Origin of the sequence: Pantoea sp. 18059 (assembly GCF_902706165.1) — a bacterium.
Lineage (GTDB): Bacteria > Pseudomonadota > Gammaproteobacteria > Enterobacterales > Enterobacteriaceae > Pantoea > Pantoea agglomerans.
The window spans coordinates 157,646-175,989 of record NZ_CACSJS010000002.1; the positions used below are offsets into that span (position 1 = coordinate 157,646).

14 protein-coding genes are annotated in these 18,344 nt (G+C 55.5%); 6 read left to right on the forward strand and 8 right to left on the reverse strand.

The window, feature by feature from the left end; all coding sequences use genetic code 11:
- The first annotated feature begins 108 nt into the window (after nucleotides 1–108).
- From lptD to apaH, 6 genes are read left to right on the forward strand one after another with little or no spacing between them, the layout of a single operon-like run.
- A complete protein-coding gene (lptD, locus tag GVJ63_RS07545; RefSeq protein WP_010671814.1) occupies nucleotides 109–2,484 on the forward strand; it encodes an LPS assembly protein LptD in 2,376 nt (791 codons plus the stop codon).
- A gap of 54 nt (nucleotides 2,485–2,538) precedes the next feature.
- Nucleotides 2,539–3,834, forward strand: coding sequence for a peptidylprolyl isomerase SurA (surA, locus tag GVJ63_RS07550; RefSeq protein WP_010253800.1), 1,296 nt, complete (start codon nucleotides 2,539–2,541; stop codon nucleotides 3,832–3,834).
- Nucleotides 3,824–4,816 carry a 4-hydroxythreonine-4-phosphate dehydrogenase PdxA gene (gene pdxA, locus GVJ63_RS07555; RefSeq protein ID WP_033767982.1) on the forward strand — a complete coding sequence of 331 codons (993 nt, stop codon included), beginning with the start codon at nucleotides 3,824–3,826 and terminating at the stop codon, nucleotides 4,814–4,816. The genes surA and pdxA overlap by 11 nt, the downstream gene beginning before the upstream one ends.
- Entirely contained in the window at nucleotides 4,809–5,630 is an 822-nt protein-coding gene (gene rsmA, locus GVJ63_RS07560) for a 16S rRNA (adenine(1518)-N(6)/adenine(1519)-N(6))-dimethyltransferase RsmA (protein WP_003854805.1), read from the forward strand. Before pdxA ends, rsmA begins: the two co-directional genes overlap by 8 nt.
- A 3-nt stretch (nucleotides 5,631–5,633) precedes the next feature.
- Nucleotides 5,634–6,011 carry a Co2+/Mg2+ efflux protein ApaG gene (gene apaG / locus GVJ63_RS07565; protein WP_003854807.1) on the forward strand — a complete coding sequence of 126 codons (378 nt, stop codon included), beginning with the start codon at nucleotides 5,634–5,636 and terminating at the stop codon, nucleotides 6,009–6,011.
- A 53-nt stretch (nucleotides 6,012–6,064) separates the two neighbouring features.
- Complete coding sequence (apaH, locus tag GVJ63_RS07570; protein ID WP_010253765.1) at nucleotides 6,065–6,922, forward strand: bis(5'-nucleosyl)-tetraphosphatase (symmetrical) ApaH; 858 nt, start codon at nucleotides 6,065–6,067, stop codon at nucleotides 6,920–6,922.
- Nucleotides 6,923–6,955: 33 nt separating this feature from the next.
- On the opposite strand, the gene GVJ63_RS07575 is transcribed toward apaH, so the two are convergent.
- From GVJ63_RS07575 to fkpB, 8 genes are all read right to left on the reverse strand, one after another.
- Complete coding sequence (locus GVJ63_RS07575; RefSeq protein WP_159226648.1) at nucleotides 6,956–8,839, reverse strand: PhoX family phosphatase; 1,884 nt, start codon at nucleotides 8,837–8,839, stop codon at nucleotides 6,956–6,958.
- 90 nt (nucleotides 8,840–8,929) lie between these two features.
- Nucleotides 8,930–9,412 (reverse strand): type 3 dihydrofolate reductase, encoded by a 483-nt coding sequence (gene folA / locus GVJ63_RS07580; RefSeq protein WP_010253752.1) that lies wholly within the window; start codon nucleotides 9,410–9,412, stop codon nucleotides 8,930–8,932.
- A gap of 234 nt (nucleotides 9,413–9,646) precedes the next feature.
- Nucleotides 9,647–10,786 carry a porin gene (locus tag GVJ63_RS07585; protein ID WP_010253747.1) on the reverse strand — a complete coding sequence of 380 codons (1,140 nt, stop codon included), beginning with the start codon at nucleotides 10,784–10,786 and terminating at the stop codon, nucleotides 9,647–9,649.
- A 254-nt stretch (nucleotides 10,787–11,040) separates the two neighbouring features.
- Nucleotides 11,041–14,268: a carbamoyl-phosphate synthase large subunit gene (gene carB / locus GVJ63_RS07590; protein ID WP_010253739.1), complete on the reverse strand. Its 3,228-nt coding sequence runs from the start codon at nucleotides 14,266–14,268 to the stop codon at nucleotides 11,041–11,043.
- Nucleotides 14,269–14,282: 14 nt separating this feature from the next.
- A complete protein-coding gene (carA, locus tag GVJ63_RS07595) occupies nucleotides 14,283–15,431 on the reverse strand; it encodes a glutamine-hydrolyzing carbamoyl-phosphate synthase small subunit (protein WP_033756525.1) in 1,149 nt (382 codons plus the stop codon).
- A gap of 469 nt (nucleotides 15,432–15,900) precedes the next feature.
- The gene (gene dapB, locus GVJ63_RS07600; RefSeq protein WP_010253726.1) at nucleotides 15,901–16,716 is read right to left on the reverse strand and encodes a 4-hydroxy-tetrahydrodipicolinate reductase; all 816 of its coding nucleotides are present in this window, start codon (nucleotides 16,714–16,716) and stop codon (nucleotides 15,901–15,903) included.
- A gap of 223 nt (nucleotides 16,717–16,939) precedes the next feature.
- On the reverse strand, nucleotides 16,940–17,893 hold the full coding sequence (gene ispH / locus GVJ63_RS07605) for a 4-hydroxy-3-methylbut-2-enyl diphosphate reductase (RefSeq protein WP_010253724.1): 954 nt from the start codon (nucleotides 17,891–17,893) through the stop codon (nucleotides 16,940–16,942).
- Entirely contained in the window at nucleotides 17,874–18,344 is a 471-nt protein-coding gene (gene fkpB, locus GVJ63_RS07610; RefSeq protein ID WP_010253720.1) for an FKBP-type peptidyl-prolyl cis-trans isomerase, read from the reverse strand. The genes ispH and fkpB overlap by 20 nt, the downstream gene beginning before the upstream one ends.

Genomic DNA, 18,344 nt, shown 5'->3' on the forward strand with positions numbered 1-18,344 from the left:
CAACGCTGACTGACCAGGATTAACACTGGCGCAACGCCGGGCAGTAAGTTAGTCTCTGACCCGATTGTCGGCATGATGCCAGTTTTCATGGAATTCTCGATACCGCGTATGAAAAAACATATACCTACCCTGCTGGCCACACTGATCGGCGCAGCCATTAGCCAGCAAGCCTTTGCCGACGATTTGATGTCGCAGTGTATGTTAGGCGTGCCGAGTTATAACCGCCCGCTGGTGAATGGCGATACGAATCAGATGCCCGTCACCATTCACTCCGACGCCGCCAAAGGGAACTATCCCAATGATGCGGTATTCACCGGTAATGTGAATATTGAGCAGGGCAACAGCCGTATGCAGGCGGATGAAGTCCAGCTTCATCAGCGTCAGCAGGAAGGCCAGACCGCGCCCGTACGTACCGTCGATGCGCTGGGTAATGTGCACTACGATGACAATCAGGTCATCCTGAAAGGTCCGAAAGCCTGGTCAAACCTCAACAGCAAAGATACCAACGTCTGGAATGGTCAGTACCAGATGGTAGATCGTCAGGGACGCGGCGTCGCAGATCAGATGAAGCTGCGCGGCGATAACCGCTACACCATTCTGGAAAACGGCACCTTTACCTCCTGTCTGCCCGGCTCCAACAGCTGGAGCGTGGTGGGTTCAGAGGTAATCCAGGATCGCGAAGAGGAAGTAGCGGAGATCTGGAACGCCCGCTTTAAGATCGGTTCCGTTCCGGTGTTCTACAGCCCCTATCTGCAGTTACCGATTGGCGATCGTCGCCGCTCCGGTTTCCTGATCCCGAATGCAAAATATGGCAGCAACAATGGCTTTGAGTTCACGCTGCCCTATTACTGGAACATCGCGCCGCAGGCCGATGCGACCATTACGCCGCACTACATGAGTAAGCGCGGCATGCAGTTTGAAAACGAATTCCGTTATCTGACCACGCTGGGTGCAGGTCTGGTTGAATTCGACTACCTCGGCTCGGACAAACAGTACGATAACGACAAAGCGGTGCGTGGCATCGCCGAAAATGACAGCTCCGATCGCTGGCTGTTCTACTGGCGTCATGCCGGTGTCTATGACCAGAACTGGCGTTTCAACGCGGACTACACCAAGGTCAGCGATAAGTACTACTTCAACGATCTCGACTCGAAGTACTACAGCTCGACCGACAACTACGCCACGCAGAAATTCAGCATCGGCTATGCGGACACCAACTGGGATGCCACGCTCTCCACCAAAGATTTCCAGGTGTTCGGCGATACCACCAGCAATAACGTCTACCGCGCCATGCCGCAGCTGGACGTCAATCTCTATCAGAACGATATCGGCCCGTTTGATGGCCGGGTTTATGCCCAGGCGGTGAAGTTCACCAACGTCAGCAGCCGCTATCCCGAAGCGACCCGTTTACATGTTGAGCCAACGCTGAACCTGCCGCTGTCAAACGGCTGGGCCAGCCTGGATACCGAAGCGAAGTTCCTGGCGACCCACTATCAGCAGACTGACGTTGATTTCTATAACAACGCAGCCAATGGTCTCAGGGGTGATAAGAGCGGCGAACTGGATGAGTCAGTCAACCGCACCCTGCCGCAATTTAAAGTTGATGGTCGTCTGGTGTTTGACCGCGATATGAACTCGGCGGTGGGTTATACCCAGACGCTGGAACCGCGCGTGCAGTACCTTTATATCCCGTATCGTAATCAGAGCAATATCTATCCGTACGACTCAACGTTGCTGCAAACCGACTACACCGGTCTGTTCCGCGATCGTACTTATAGCGGCCTGGATCGCATCGCTTCCGCCAATGAAGTGGCTACCGGCGTCACCTCGCGTATTTATGATAACGATCTTGTTGAACGTTTTAACGTTTCTGTAGGTCAAATCTACTCGTTTACCCCTTCTCGTACTGGTGTGAATCAAACCAGTAAAGAAGATGATACCGGCAGCCTGATCTGGGCTGGCGATACATACTGGAAAATCAGCGATCGCTGGGGCGTCCGTGGTGGGCTGCAATATGACACCAAACTCGACAACGTCTCCCAGGGCAATACCGTACTGGAATACCGTCGGGATGCCGACCGCATGGTGCAGCTGAGCTACCGTTACAGCAGCCCGGAGTATGTTGCGACCGCGCTGAACGATAGCAGCCTGGTCACAAATCCTATCTACAAAAATGGGATTTCACAGGTAGGTACTACGGCCAGCTGGCCGATTGCCGACGCATGGTCTGTGGTAGGCGCTTACTACTACGATACCCGCAACACGCGTCCGGCTTCACAACTGGTTGGCCTGCAATACAGCTCATGCTGTTACGCTATCCGGGTCGGTTATGAACGCAAAATTAACGGTTGGGAAAACAACGACAGTAAGTATGACAACCAAATCTCATTCAACATTGAGCTGCGTGGTCTGAGTCCGAACTATGGCTTAGGCACCAACGATATGCTGCGTCAGGGCATTATCCCTTACCAGCCTGCTTTCTGATGTTGTGATGTTTGACAGGCAATCCCGCAGTGCGGAACCAACAATGGATAAAGTATGAAGAACTGGAGAATGCTGATTCTTGGTGTGGCAATCAGTGCCAACACCGCGTTCGCAGCACCACAAGTCGTTGATAAAGTTGCAGCCGTGGTCAATAACGGCGTGGTTCTTGAGAGTGACGTGGATGGCATGATGAGCACCGTTAAATCTCAGGCCCAGCAGGCTGGTCAGCAGTTGCCGGATGATAAAACGTTGCGCCATCAGATTCTGGAACGTCAGATCATGGACAACATCATTCTGCAGATGGGTGATAAAGCGGGAATTCAGATCAGCGACGAGCAGCTGGACCAGGCTATTCAGAACATCGCTGCGCAGAACAAGATGAGCCTTGATCAGCTGCGTAGCCGTCTGGCTTATGACGGCATGAACTACAGCGTGTATCGTTCTCAGATCCGCAAAGAGATGACTATCGCCGAAGTGCGCAACAACGAAGTGCGTCGTCGTGTCACGATTCTGCCGCAGGAAGTGGATACGCTTGCTACCCAGATCGGCTCTCAGAACAGCCAGGGTACTGAACTGAACGTCAGTCATATTCTGCTGCCGCTGCCGGAAAACCCGACGCAACAGCAGGTTGATGAGCAGGAAACGCTGGCGAAACAGCTGGTTGGCGAACTGAAAAATGGTGCTGACTTCGGCAAGATGGCCGTGACCTACTCTGCCGACTCCCAGGCGCTGAAAGGCGGCAACATGGGCTGGGGTAAAATCGAAGAGTTACCGACCCTGTTTGCTCAGGCACTCTCAAGCGCCAAAAAAGGCGATATCGTCGGGCCGGTGCGCTCTGGTGTGGGCTTCCACATCCTGAAAGTGAACGACCTGCGTGGCGAGAGCAAAAATGTCTCGGTCACCGAAGTCCATTCGCGTCACATTCTGCTGAAGCCATCGCCGATCCTGACAGACGATCAGGCACGCGCGCAGCTGGAGCAGATTGCTAACGATATCCGCAGTGGCAAAACCACCTTTGCGGCGGCGGCTAAACAGTACTCTGACGATCCGGGTTCGGCGAACCAGGGCGGCGACCTCGGCTGGACCTCTCCGGAAGTCTTTGATCCGGCGTTCCGTGACGCGCTGCTGCGCCTGCAGAAAGGCCAGACCAGCCAGCCGGTTCACTCCTCTTTCGGCTGGCATCTGATTCAGTTGCTGGATACCCGTCAGGTGGATAAAACCGATGCGGCCCAGAAAGAGCGTGCTTACCGTATGCTGTTTAACCGTAAGTTCGCGGAAGAAGCGCAGACCTGGATGCAGGAACAACGTGCCAGTGCCTACGTGAAGATTCTGGATGGCAATGCGCAGTAATGCCCGTGTGGTGATCACGCCCGGCGAACCTGCCGGGATTGGTCCCGATCTTACCGTTCAGCTGGCCCAGCAGTCGTGGCCGGTTGAACTGGTGGTCTGCGCCTCGCCTGCCCTGTTGCAGCAGCGTGCGGCGCAACTCGGTCTGCCGCTGACGCTGCTGCCCTACCAGCCTGGTGTGGCAGCCGAGCCACAGCAGGCGGGTACACTGACTATCCTGCCAATTGAAACGGCAGCGCCGGTCACACCCGGCGAGCTTTGCGTCGCCAACAGCGACTATGTGCTGGCCACGCTGACGCGCGCCTGCGACGGTTGTCTCGACGGTGAATTCGCTGCCCTGATTACCGGCCCGGTGCATAAAGGCGTGATTAACGATGCCGGCATCGCCTTTACCGGCCATACCGAATTCTTCGCCGATCGCGCAGGCGGCCATCGGGTAGTCATGATGCTGGCGACAGAAGAGCTACGAGTCGCACTGGCCACCACCCATCTGCCGCTGAAAGATGTGCCCGCTGCGGTAACCCGTGAATGTCTGCATGAAGTGATTACGATTCTGCATCGTGATCTGCAGCAGAAGTTTGCGATTGCCGAGCCGCATATTTATGTCTGTGGTCTTAACCCTCATGCCGGCGAAAGTGGTCACATGGGTCGGGAAGAGATCGAGACCATCACGCCGGCACTCAATGAACTGCGTAAGCAGGGCATTAATCTGACCGGCCCGCTGCCTGCGGATACCCTTTTCCAGCCCAAATATCTGCAATACGCCGATGCGGTGCTGGCGATGTATCACGACCAGGGCCTGCCGGTACTCAAATTTCAGGGGTTTGGCCGGGCGGTAAATATCACCCTGGGCCTGCCCTTTATCCGGACTTCAGTTGACCACGGCACCGCGCTTGAACTCGCTGGCCTGGGTCAGGCTGAACCGGGCAGCTTCATCACGGCGCTTAACCTCGCCATCACTATGATCAAGAGCAGTAATGAATAATCGCGTCCATCAGGGGCACTACGCCCGTAAACGTTTCGGGCAGAACTTCCTGAACGATCAGTACATTATCGACAGCATTGTCTCCGCCATCCATCCTCAGCGCGACGAAGCGCTGGTGGAGATCGGCCCAGGCCTGGGTGCCTTAACCGAGCCGGTAGGCGAACGCCTCGATAAATTAACGGTGATAGAGCTGGACCGCGATCTCGCTGCGCGTCTGGAAACGCATCCGTTCCTTGGCCCGAAACTGACTATCTTCCAGCAGGATGCCATGACCTTCGACTTCGCCGCGCTGGCGCAGGAGAGAGGCCAGCCGCTGCGGGTATTCGGTAACCTGCCGTACAATATTTCGACCCCGCTGATGTTCCACCTTTTCAGCTATACTGGTTCGATCAAAGATATGCACTTCATGCTGCAGAAAGAAGTGGTTAATCGTCTGGTTGCCGGTCCGGGTAACAAGACCTACGGTCGTCTGACGGTGATGGCGCAGTACTACTGCCAGATCATTCCGGTGCTGGAAGTGCCTCCGCACTCTTTCACGCCACCACCGAAAGTGGACTCTGCCGTGGTGCGTCTGGTGCCGTATGCCGAGCCGCCGTATCCGGTCAGCGATGTGCGTATCCTGAGCCGTATTACCACTGAAGCGTTCGGCCAGCGTCGTAAAACGCTGCGCAACAGCCTGAGCCACATGGTGGCCGCCGGTGCGCTGGAAGAGTTATCCATAGATCCAACCCTGCGTGCCGAGAACGTCTCGGTGGCGCAATATTGTCAGCTGGCGAACTGGCTGGCGAATCATCAGGGAAAATCGCAGGAGTAAGTCATGAGTGAAACGGCCCGCGTCTCCGTCCATGTGCAAAGCCAGTACGTCGCCTCACAATCCTCACCGGATGATGATCGCTACGTCTTCGCCTATACCATTACGATACGCAATCTGGGCCGTTCCTCAGTGCAACTGCTGGGACGCTACTGGTTGATTACCAACGGTAACGGCCGCGAAACGGAAGTTCAGGGTGAAGGCGTGGTCGGTGAACAGCCGCTTATCGCGCCAGGCAATGAATTTCAGTACACCAGCGGTGCCGTGATCGAAACACCGATGGGCACCATGCAGGGGCACTATGTGATGGTCGACGAACAGGGCGACACCTTTCACGTAGAGATCCCGGTGTTCCGCCTCGCCATTCAGACCCACATTCATTGATTCACACGCTTTTTGCCCGTTAAGTCGGGCACCTTCCTGATGGATAAAACGTTATGAGCACATACCTGATTGGCGACGTTCACGGTTGCTACGATGAATTACGTGCATTGCTGCAACAGGTCGACTTCAATCCTGAGCAGGATACCCTTTGGCTGACCGGCGACTTAGTGGCGCGCGGTCCTGGCTCACTGGAAGTATTACGCTACGTAAAATCGCTGGGCGACGCGGTGCGTCTGGTGCTGGGCAATCACGATTTGCATCTGCTGGCGGTCTACGCCGGCATCAGCCGTAACAAGCCTAAAGATCGCCTGACCCCGTTGCTGGAAGCGGATGATGCGGATGAGCTGATCAACTGGCTGCGTCGTCAGCCGCTGTTACAGGTTGATGAAGAGAAAAAGCTGGTGATGGGACACGCCGGTATCACGCCGCAATGGGATATTGAGACCGCGAAAAAGTGCGCGCGTGAAGTCGAAGCGGTTCTCGCCAGCGACAGTTATCCGCTGTTCCTGGATGCCATGTATGGCGACATGCCGAACAACTGGAGTGAGGATCTGACCGGCCTGGCGCGTCTGCGCTTCAGCACCAACGCCCTCACCCGCATGCGCTACTGCTTCCCCAACGGCCAGCTGGACATGATCTGCAAAGATGCCCCGGAATCGGCGCTTCCGCCGCTGAAACCCTGGTTTAACATTGAGGGGCCGGTCGCACGTGACTACACCATCGTCTTTGGTCACTGGGCCTCGCTGGAAGGCAAAGGCACGCCAGAGGGCATTATCGGGCTGGATACCGGCTGCTGCTGGGGCGGAACGCTGACCCTGCTGCACTGGGAGACACAACGCTATGTGGTGCAACCCTCTAATCGCGAAAAAGCCCTGGCCTCCAGCGACAGTCTGGCACCGCCCACGCTATAACGGCGATGCTGGCCATCAGGCCAGCATCCTGTTTTATGCGCCGATAATTCCGCCATCTTCACGGGTGATCATAATCACCGACGACCGCGGACGCGGACTGTTGTCCGGGAAATGCGAGTCACCCTCTTCGCCGGGATGCTGCACATTCACGAACAGCGTTTTGTAATCGGGCGTGAAGGTAATACCGGTCAGCTCGCACGATTTTGGACCGACCATAAACCGGCGGATCTCGCCACTATCAGGATCACCCACCAGCATCTGATTATTCCCCTGCCCCTGATAATCCTCTTTGTTGCTGTATTTGCCATCGGTCAGGATCCATAACCGCCCCTGCGCATCAAACCCCAGCCCATCCGGACTGTTAAAGGTATTCTCAGCGGTGATGTTCGGTGTGCCACGATAGATCCCCTCAGGATGCGCTATCGGGTTGCCACACAGCGCATAGATATCCCACTCAAACGTCTGCGCGGTAGCATCGCCTTTCTCATCCCAGCGGATAATCTGACCGTAGATATTTTTTGGCCGCGGATTCGCTGCATTGACCGGCATGCCTTCATTTCCGCGCTTGTTGTTGTTGGTCAGGGTGCAGTAGGCACGGCCGTCATGCGGGTTAACCGCAATCCACTCCGGCCGGTCCATTCGCGTTGCGTTGACCACATCTGCCGCGGCACGCGCATTGATCAAAACATCTGCCTGGCTATTGAATCCCTTTTCAGCGGTGAGTCCATTTTCGCCCCACTTCAGCGCCAGCCAGCGCCCGGTGCCTTTAAGCGGCGTGCCCTGCGCATCGTCGTTGAACTGCGCCACATAGAGCGTGCCCTTATCAAGCAGTCCGTGATTGGCTTTAGCATCATCCGGAGTGACCTTGTCATCTGAGACAAATTTATAGATATACTCGCCGCGCTCGTCGTCGCCCATATAAACCACCAGCTGGCCGGTTTTCGCGACCGTCACTGCGGCATTCTCGTGCTTGAAGCGGCCCAGCGCGGTCCGCTTTACCGGCACGGAGTGAGGATCGAAAGGATCGATTTCGACAATCCAGCCGTGACGGTTGAATTCGTTGGGATTCTTAGCGATATCGAAGCGGGGATCAAAGTCGGCCCAGTTGCGCTCCGGCTCAGCGGCATTCAGGGTATAGCGCTTCTGCTGTGGGGTCGGCGTAAAGTCCGCCTGATGGGTGCCAAAGTAGGTGTCGTAGTTCTCTTCACAGGTGAGATAGGTGCCCCACGGCGTTTTGCCGTTGGCGCAGTTACCAAAGGTGCCCAGGACATGCATTCCCTGCGGATCGGCGGCAGTCTGCAGCGCTTTATCCCCCGCAGCCGGACCGGAGAAGCGCATCGGGGTATTGGCGGTAATGCGGCGGTTATAGTCAGAAGGACGTACCACCTGCCAGCGATTGTCCTCACCTCGTTTGACTTCAACGATGGAGATACCGTGCGCCGCCTGCGACTTTTTGACATCTTCCAGGCTGGTCGCTTTACTGCCGCCGTGGGCGAACAGCGTCGGCTCATTCACATATTCATTGTTAATCGCCATCACGCCGCGATGGTCATTAATCGCGAAGAAACTCATACCGTCGTTGTTGTCACCGAACTGCTTTTCCTGGTCTTCGGCGCTGTTGTTGCCCTGCGGATCAAACGCGGCTGCGCCATTCACCAGCGGATCACCCCAGGAGATCAACACGTCGGCGCGATAGCCAGGGGCTACCACAATCTCATCGGCCGTGGACGCGGCAATCGCCTGAAAGCCCAGCAGTGGGCTGCCCGCAGGCTTCTCCTGCGCCAGTGCACTGCCCGAGAGCGTCAGGCCGCCGCTGAGAAAGCCGGTCAGGCCGATAGCACCGGAACCGGCAAGGAATTTACGACGCAGTGGATCAGGCAGGCGGTCAGTGCTTAATGCGGAGAGTTCGATTTTCATTAGTGATTGCTTCCTTTGTGTCGATCCCAGAAAAGAAGCAATGCTAATGAATAAAGATGACATCCAGGTTACAGCCCGGCAGGGGTGGGATTAGCGACGACGGTCAAGGATCTCAAAGCAGTAGCTGTGGGAATTTTGCTCGTCAGCGTCGTGGAATTCGCTGAACGTTGACTGCCACTCATCCGGCTCGTAATCCGGGAACTGCGTATCACCTTCGACTTCCGCATCAATGTGCGTCAGATAGAGACGATCGGCACGCTTCAGCATCTGCTCATAGACGCGGCCACCGCCAATCACCATGATCTCTTCAGCGTCACCGGCTGCCTGTAACGCCTCATCCAGCGAAGTGACCCAGGTAACACCTTCGGTGGTGCCCGGCTGGCTGCTGACCACGATATTCAGTCGGCCAGGTAACGGACGGCCAATAGATTCAAAGGTCAGTCGGCCCATAATCACCGGTTTCTTCAGCGTATGGCGCTTGAACCACGCCAGATCTGCAGGCAGGTCCCACGGCATGGCGTTCTCCATTCCAATAATGCGATCTGCTGCTAATGCCGCGATAAGACTAATCATGTTAACCACTCACTGAAAAAAATTGGCGCCATGATACGTAAAGGTGAAACTTTCGTCGATAGGGGGAAAGGTCTAATTGCGTAAAGCTTTTCATGACGTCGTTTTTCACGGCCTGTGCAGCGTTTTTCACCGCCTAATCGCGTCAGTTTGCCGCAGCTCGCCAGCGATCGGCCTTAGGCTGGCACAAAAGTCGTGCGCAAAAGAAAACGGCTCCCGGAGGAGCCGTCAGGGCTATCAGAAGTCGTAGCGCAGACGCACCAGATTCATATCACCCAGGTTATCGGTGCTGGAGGTAAACACATGTTCGTAATCGACACGGAAACCGTAGTCGAGGAACAGCACCACACCCAGACCGTTGTCGATGCGCTGATAATCACGGCCTGTCGCATACTCAATGCGATCGCCCATGACATACGGCTGTACCGCTTTCAGACCATACTGCCCCACCGGAATCTTGTAACCGGCGAAATATTCAATGCCCCACGCGTCGCCGGCAAAGTAGTCATGCACATCTTTGCGTTTGGTGGTCATGAAGTTCTCATACCAGCCACCGCCGGCTGACAACGTCCAGTTGCCTGGAGTCCAGCTCAGCGCGGTGCCGTAAATGTTCTGATCGTAATCGCGGCTGTCGCCGTTGTTCGGGTTACGCATCGCCGCGCGGGTGTAGTTCCACGCCGTGCCCCAGCTCAGATCGTCCGTGATGTGGTAGTCCACACCCAGCGAGCCGCCGCCTTTGCGCTTATAGCGCAGGCCGTTGCCTGGCAGATACTCGTTATCTTCGAACAGATAAGAGGCGTAAAGATCCGCATCGCCGAAGCTGTTTTTATACTTCAGCTGTTTGCGTGAGCGGTAAGATCCGTCGTAGTCGCCGTTGATCCCGTTACCCGGAGCCTGGCCGACCATGTCGTAATCCCAGATATCGGTCTTGGCGCCCACGGTATCGTAATAGACGCTGTTCTGCTGACCAAAGGTAAGCTGACCCCAGGTTTTGCTTTTCAGACCGGTGTAGAGCTGACGACGCGTGGTGTTATTGGCACCGTCCGCATAGTGACGATCCCAGCTGAAGACCGCCGGGACGTTAACGCCCAGCTCGTAGTAGCTGATCCAGCTGACGTCATCAAACAGGTAGTAGTCAGCGCCGAAACGGAAACGGGTGCCGCCATCAAAACCGTCGCGCTTGTAGGATTTATCATCCACGCCGGTCTGATGATTGAACTGAGCACGAATGCTGCCGCCAAAAGTAAAGTTAAGACGGCTAAGCGGATCGCCTGCCTGCGGATCCTGTTTTAACAGGGTAATTTCCGCCTGGCTGGCGAAAGGAAGAATTGCCATCAGTGCAGCCACTGCACTCAGAGAAAAAGTACGCATTTTCATTTTTTATTTATGTCCTGATACGCTCCAGTGATGAGCGGCAGGCATAGTACTGACGAAAAATCCGCACAGGAAGTGTTTATATTATAAATTTGTGCGAACCGGCCTTATTCGCACCTATAGCTAAAAAATTAAGCCAAATCAGTCACTTTAACGCAAACTCTTTGCTTTCCCTGGACCCTGTTTTCGGATTATCGCCAATAAGATGGTCAAAAAAAAACGGCTCCCGCAGGAGCCGTTTTTCACATTACATCGCCTTACATCGCCTTGATCTGGGCATGCATCTCCTGAACGGAGATAACCTGTTCCGTCGGGTCAGCATTCAGCGCCATCGCGGTGGCGAAGCCGCCGTTCAGCGTGGTGTCGTAGTGCACTTTATACTGCAGAGCACTGCGGCGAATCAGTTTCGAATCTTCAATCGCCTGACGACCCGCCGTGGTATTGACGATGTAGCTATACTCGCCGTTCTTCAGACGGTCCTGAATGTGCGGACGCCCTTCGTGCACCTTGTTCACCAGGCGCGGATTGATGCCCGCTTCGCCCAGCACAACCGCCGTGCCGTGAGTCGCATCCAGTTCGAAACCAAACTTCTGCAGCTTAGCGGCCAGGTCGACAATACGTTTCTTGTCGCCTTCACGCACCGACAGCAGCGCACGGCCCGACTTCTTCATGTTGCTCTGTGCGCCCAGCATCGCTTTAGAAAACGCCTCAGCGAAGGTGCGGCCCACGCCCATGACTTCACCGGTAGAGCGCATTTCTGGCCCCAGAATCGGGTCAACGCCCTGGAACTTGTTAAACGGCAGCACCACTTCTTTGACAGAGTAGTAAGGCGGAATCACCTCTTCAGTGACGCCCTGCTCTGCCAGCGTTTTGCCTGCCATCACGCGCGCGGCAACTTTCGCCAGCGGGACACCGGTCGCTTTAGAGACGAACGGCACGGTACGCGCCGCGCGAGGGTTAACTTCGATCAGGTAGACTTCGTTGTCTTTCACCGCGAACTGGACGTTCATCAGGCCACGAACGTTCAGCTCAAACGCCAGCTTCTCAACCTGCTGGCGCATCACATTCTGAATCTCCTGACTCAGGGTGTAGGCCGGCAGTGAACAGGCGGAGTCACCGGAGTGAACGCCAGCCTGCTCGATGTGTTCCATGATGCCGCCAATCAGCACCCGCTCACCGTCGCAAATCGCATCAACATCCACTTCGACCGCATCATCCAGGAAGCGATCCAGCAGCACCGGTGCATCGTTGGAAACCGAGACCGCCGTCTGGAAGTAGCGCTTGAGGTCGATCTCGTCGTAGACGATCTCCATGGCACGGCCACCCAGCACATAAGAAGGACGCACCACCAGCGGATAACCCAGACCCGCGGCTTTCTCAACCGCCTGCTCCAGTGTGGCCACCGTGGCGTTGGCGGGTTGCTTCAGGTTCAGGCGATCAACCGCCTGCTGGAAACGTTCACGGTCTTCAGCACGGTCGATAGAATCCGGGCTGGTGCCGATAACCGGTACGCCTGCGGCTTCCAGCGCACGCGCCAGTTTCAGCGGAGTCTGACCGCCATACTGCACAATCACACCTTTTGGCTGCTCAATGCGCACAATCTCCAGCACATCTTCCAGCGTGACCGGCTCGAAGTAGAGGCGATCAGAGGTGTCGTAATCGGTCGAGACTGTTTCCGGGTTACAGTTGACCATAATGGTCTGATAACCATCTTCACGCAGCGCCAGGGCGGCGTGAACGCAGCAATAGTCGAATTCGATACCCTGGCCGATACGGTTTGGCCCACCGCCCAGAATCATGATTTTTTCGCGATCCGGACTTGGATTAGCTTCGCACTCCTCCTCATAGGTGGAGTACATGTAGGCGGTGTCTGTCGCGAACTCTGCGGCGCAGGTATCCACGCGCTTGTAAACCGGGTGCAGGTTAAACTGCTGACGCAGCTTGCGGATTTCGCTCTCTGCCACGCCCGCCAGTGTCGCCAGCCGTGCATCAGCAAAGCCTTTACGCTTCAGGGCGCGCAGGAACGTCTCATCCAGGCTATTAACCCCTTCACGGGCAACCTGCTCTTCCAGCCGCACCAGCTCTTCAATCTGCACCAGGAACCAGCGGTCAATATTGGTCAGGTTGAACACGCCATCCACTGACATGCCGGCACGGAAGGCGTCCGCGATGTACCAGATGCGGTCTGAACCGGCATCTTTCAGCTCACGGCGGATGCGGGTTAATGCTTCCGGGTCGTCGAGGTGGACTTTCGGGTCGAAGCCGTTAGCGCCTACTTCCAGGCCGCGCAGCGCTTTCTGCATGGATTCCTGGAAAGTACGACCAATTGCCATCACTTCCCCGACCGACTTCATCTGCGTGGTCAGGCGATCGTTGGCACCGGCAAATTTTTCGAAGTTGAAACGCGGGATCTTGGTGACAACGTAGTCGATGGAAGGCTCGAACGAGGCAGGCGTTAAACCGCCGGTGATATCATTCATCAGCTCGTCGAGGGTATAGCCGACCGCCAGTTTGGCCGCCACTTTAGCAATCGGGAAACCGGTCGCTTTGGAGGCCAGCGCCGAGGAGCGAGACACGCGCGGGTTCATCTCAATGACAATCAGGCGGCCATCTTTCGGGTTAACCGAGAACTGCACGTTGGAGCCACCGGTTTCCACACCGATCTCACGCAATACCGCCAGCGAGGCGTTACGCATGATCTGATACTCTTTGTCGGTCAGCGTCTGGGCAGGTGCCACCGTGATGGAGTCACCGGTGTGGATCCCCATCGCATCGAAGTTTTCAATTGAGCAGACGATGATGCAGTTGTCGTTTTTATCGCGCACCACTTCCATCTCATACTCTTTCCAGCCAATCAGCGACTCATCAATCAGCAGCTCATTGGTCGGTGAAAGGTCGAGACCGCGTTCGCAAATCTCTTCAAACTCTTCGCGGTTGTAGGCGATGCCGCCACCGGTTCCGCCCATAGTAAATGAGGGACGGATAATGCAGGGGAAACCGACATCTTCAGCCACGGCCAGCGCTTCTTCCATGGTGTGCGCAATGCCGGAGCGCGCGGTATCCAGACCGATGCTTTTCATCGCCACGTCGAAACGACGACGATCTTCTGCTTTGTCGATCGCATCAGCCGTTGCGCCGATCATGGTGACGCCAAACTCTTCCAGCACGCCATGACGTTCCAGCTCCAGCGCACAGTTCAGCGCTGTCTGACCGCCCATGGTCGGCAGTACCGCGTCCGGGCGCTCTTTTTCGATGATTTTGCGCACCACTTCCCAGTGAATCGGCTCAATGTAAGTCGCATCAGCCATTTCCGGGTCGGTCATGATCGTCGCCGGGTTGGAGTTCACCAGAATGACGCGGTAACCCTCTTCACGCAGCGCTTTACACGCCTGCGCACCGGAATAGTCAAATTCGCAGGCCTGGCCGATCACAATCGGACCGGCACCAAGAATCAGGATGGATTTTAGGTCTGTACGTTTTGGCATGAATTAGCTCCTGATTACTTCGCTTGCAGACGGAATGCGTCAATCAATTCAATAAAGTGGTCAAACAGCGGCGCAGCATCGCCTGGGCCCGGGCTGGCTTCCGGGTGTCCCTGGAAGCTGAATGCGGGCTTGTCGGTGCGGTGAATGCCCTGCACGGTTTTATCGAACAACGAAATGTGTGTAACACGCAGGTTAGCGGGAAGATTGTTCTCATCGACCGCAAAACCGTGGTTCTGCGCGGTGATCATCACGCGATTGTTATCGAGATCTTTCACCGGATGGTTGCCGCCGTGGTGGCCCAGCTTCATCTTCACGGTCTTAGCCCCGCTGGCCAGCGCCAGCAGCTGATGACCCAGACAGATTCCGAACACCGGGATCTCTGTTTTCAGGAAGGCCTGAATCGCGCTGATGGCGTAGTCGCATGGCTCCGGGTCGCCAGGACCGTTAGAGAGGAAGATGCCATCCGGATTAAGCTTCAGTACTTCTTCGGCAGGCGTCTGTGCCGGAACGACGGTCAGACGACAGCCGCGATCGACCAGCATCCGCAGAATGTTGCGCTTGGCACCGTAATCGTAAGCCACCACATGGTAAGGCAGTGATTCAGCGTCGGCCTGCTCTGGCAGCCCTCCCTCCAGCGTCCAGCTGCCCTGCTGCCAGCTGTAGGTCTCAGTGGTGCAGACCTCTTTCGCCAAATCCATCCCTTTCAGTCCCGGGAACGCCTGAGCTTTTTGCAGCGCCAGCGCGGCATCCGGATTATCGCCCGCAATGATGCAGCCGTTTTGTGCACCTTTCTCACGCAGCAAGCGCGTCAGCTTGCGGGTATCGATATCGGCAATCGCCACGATGTTGTTGCGCTGCAGGTAGGCGGATAAGCCCTCTTCACTACGGAAGTTGCTGGCAATCAGCGGCAGGTCACGGATAACCAGGCCCTGCGCATGAATCTGGCTGGATTCTTCGTCGGCGGTATTGGTTCCGACATTACCGATATGGGGATAAGTGAGAGTAACGATTTGGCGGGAATAGGAAGGATCAGTGAGGATTTCTTGATAACCGGTCATTGAGGTATTGAAAACGACTTCTCCCACTGCCGACCCTGTTGCCCCGATGGCCCGACCGTGGAATTGGGTTCCGTCTTCCAGAACCAAGAGCGCTGACTTAATCAAAACATCCTCCAGGGAATAAACAGTCACAATATCTGCATATTAATTCAAAATAGCCGCCTGAATCAATGCAAAAACCGCCTGAATTGTCGATTTTTGGCAAATTGCGCGCATTCTAATGATCGCCCTGGCCATTGTCTACCCTGCGGCGGGATTTTTTCACCCTTATCTGCCTTCTGAGGAAAATAACGGGCATAAGCAGTAAAAATAGAGGAAAACTCGGCGGAATAATCGTTTGCCAGGCAGCGTAAAAGCAAAACAGAAGCAGCGCGGCCTTTATTTTTGACCAAATGGTCAAAAACAGCATCCGGCAGAGCAAATAAATGAAGAAAACAGGCAAAAACAGGAGTCAGAGCTAACTTTTATATCTTTAAGGCAAATTTAAGGTAAAATTAAGGGCAATGAAAACATTGCCCCTTTTCAATCAAGCGATTATCGATTGAAACAACCACATCACGATGGTTCACAACACTTACAACATCGACAAATCCAGCACATCCCGCATGTCAAACAGGCCAGATTTCTTATCTTTCAACCATAAAGCGGACTTAACCGCGCCATTTGCAAAGGTCATACGGCTTGAAGCCTTGTGGGTTATCTCTACGCGCTCGCCGATATCTGCAAACATCGCAGTATGCTCACCGACGATGTCACCCGCGCGTACTGTTGCAAAACCGATGCTCTGCGGCTGGCGTTCGCCGGTGTGGCCCTCACGCGTATAGACCGCATGCTCATCCAGTTTCCACTGCATCGCATCGGCAATCGCCTCACCCATCGCCAGCGCGGTTCCGGAGGGCGCATCCACTTTATGGCGGTGGTGCGCTTCAACGATCTCAATATCTGCGTACTCCCCCATCACTTTGGCAGCCTTCTCCAGCAGCTTCAGCACCAGGTTAACCCCCACGCTGAAGTTAGCGGCGAACACAATGGGGATATCTTCCGCCGCGGCGCGAATGGCCGCTTTGCCTGCTTCATCAAAACCGGTGGTGCCGATCACCATCGCTTTGCCCTGCTCACGGCAGATCGCCATATACTCCAGCGTGCCTTCCGGGCGGGTGAAGTCGACCAGCACATCAAAATCGTTAATCACCGCGCGTAAATCGTCAGCGATGATGATGCCATTTTTTCCGATGCCCGCTAATTCACCAGCGTCGCTGCCGGTCAGCGATGAGCCCGGGCGAGCCAGTGCCGCACCCAGTTCAGCGCCTTCTGCCTGCTGCGTTGCCTGAATCAGATTACGGCCCATACGGCCCGGCGCGCCCACAATAGCAATGCGGATTGTGTTCATATTTATTCATTCCTAAAACAAAACTATGCATCCAAAGCGTCATCAGGTTAACGATGAGTTAACAGTCACGCCACTATTAATCCGTGATAATAAGAATTTTATGCCAGCCGCCCGTGATTATCAGTAAAAGCAATCACCGCAGCAAATAACGACTTTTTTTGTCAGATTCAAAAAACAAAAAAGGCCGAACAGAGTCGGCCTTTTTATCAGTAATATCGCAGAGTTACTGCACGTTACGCACTTCGACACGCAGCTCTTTGGGCACTTCGAAGACAATATTCTCTTCACGGCCAATCAGCTCAATTGCCGCTTCGCCGCCCAGTTCACGCAGCCGCTGGATCACCTGCTGCACCAGAATATCGGGCGCTGACGCGCCTGCGGTGACGCCGATGCAGGCCACGCCTTTTACCCACTCTTCCTGAATATCATCCGCAGAGTCGATCAGCTTCGCCAGCTTACCGGCACGCTGAGCCAGCTCAGCCAGACGGTTAGAGTTAGAGGAGTTCTTCGACCCCACCACCAGCACCACTTCCGCATCTTTAGCCAGAGTACGAACCGCTTCCTGACGGTTGGTGGTGGCGTAGCAGATATCATCTTTACGCGGCCCGATAATCGCCGGGAAGCGCTGGCGCAGAGCATCAATGATGTCAGAGGTGTCGTCCACAGAGAGCGTGGTCTGCGTCATGAAGCTCAGATTGTTTTCGTCTTTCACTGTCAGTCTGAAGACATCTTCCGGTGACTCCACCAGATACATGCCGCCATTAGGGTTGTTGTACTGCCCCATGGTGCCTTCGACTTCCGGATGACCTGCATGACCAATCAGTATTGCCTCAACGCCTTTACGGCTGGCGCGAGCCACTTCCATATGCACCTTAGTCACCAGCGGACAGGTGGCGTCAAACAGCATAGTCAGATTGCGCGCTTTGGCTTCGGCACGCACCGCCTGAGAAACGCCGTGCGCGGAGAAGATCAGAATCGCGTTATCCGGCACTTCACTGATCTCTTCAATGAAGATGGCACCGCGCTCACGCAGGCTGTTTACCACGTAACGGTTATGCACCACTTCGTGACGGACATAGATTGGCGCGCCATACATCTCCAGCGCGCGCTCAACAATACTGATGGCACGATCAACGCCAGCGCAGAAGCCGCGCGGATTAGCTAACAGGATTTGCATCGTTGGCCTCCAGTGCGGGATCGATTTCCAGCACCTCTACATCAAACTGAATACGACGACCTGCCAGCGGATGGTTGAAATCCACAGTGATAGAGTCACCGGAGATTTCACGGATCACGCCAGGCATTTCACTGCCGCCCATGCCGCTGAACAGCATGATGGCTCCCACTTCCGGCTCACCCGCATCGATAAAGTCCCGACGCGAGAAATACTGGATCAGGTCAGGGCTGACGCCGCCAAAGGCGTCGTCCGGTTCCAGGGTAAACTGTTTAGTTTCACCCGCTTTCAGCCCCAGCAGTGCCTGCTCAAGTGCCGCAGAGAGGCTGCCATCACCGAGACGGAACAGCGCGGGCTTGCCGTTTGCACGGGTCGATTCCGCCGTCGAGCCATCTTCCAGCTTCAGCGTAAAATGCACCAACACCGCGCTTTCGCGCTGTACGGACTCAGTCAT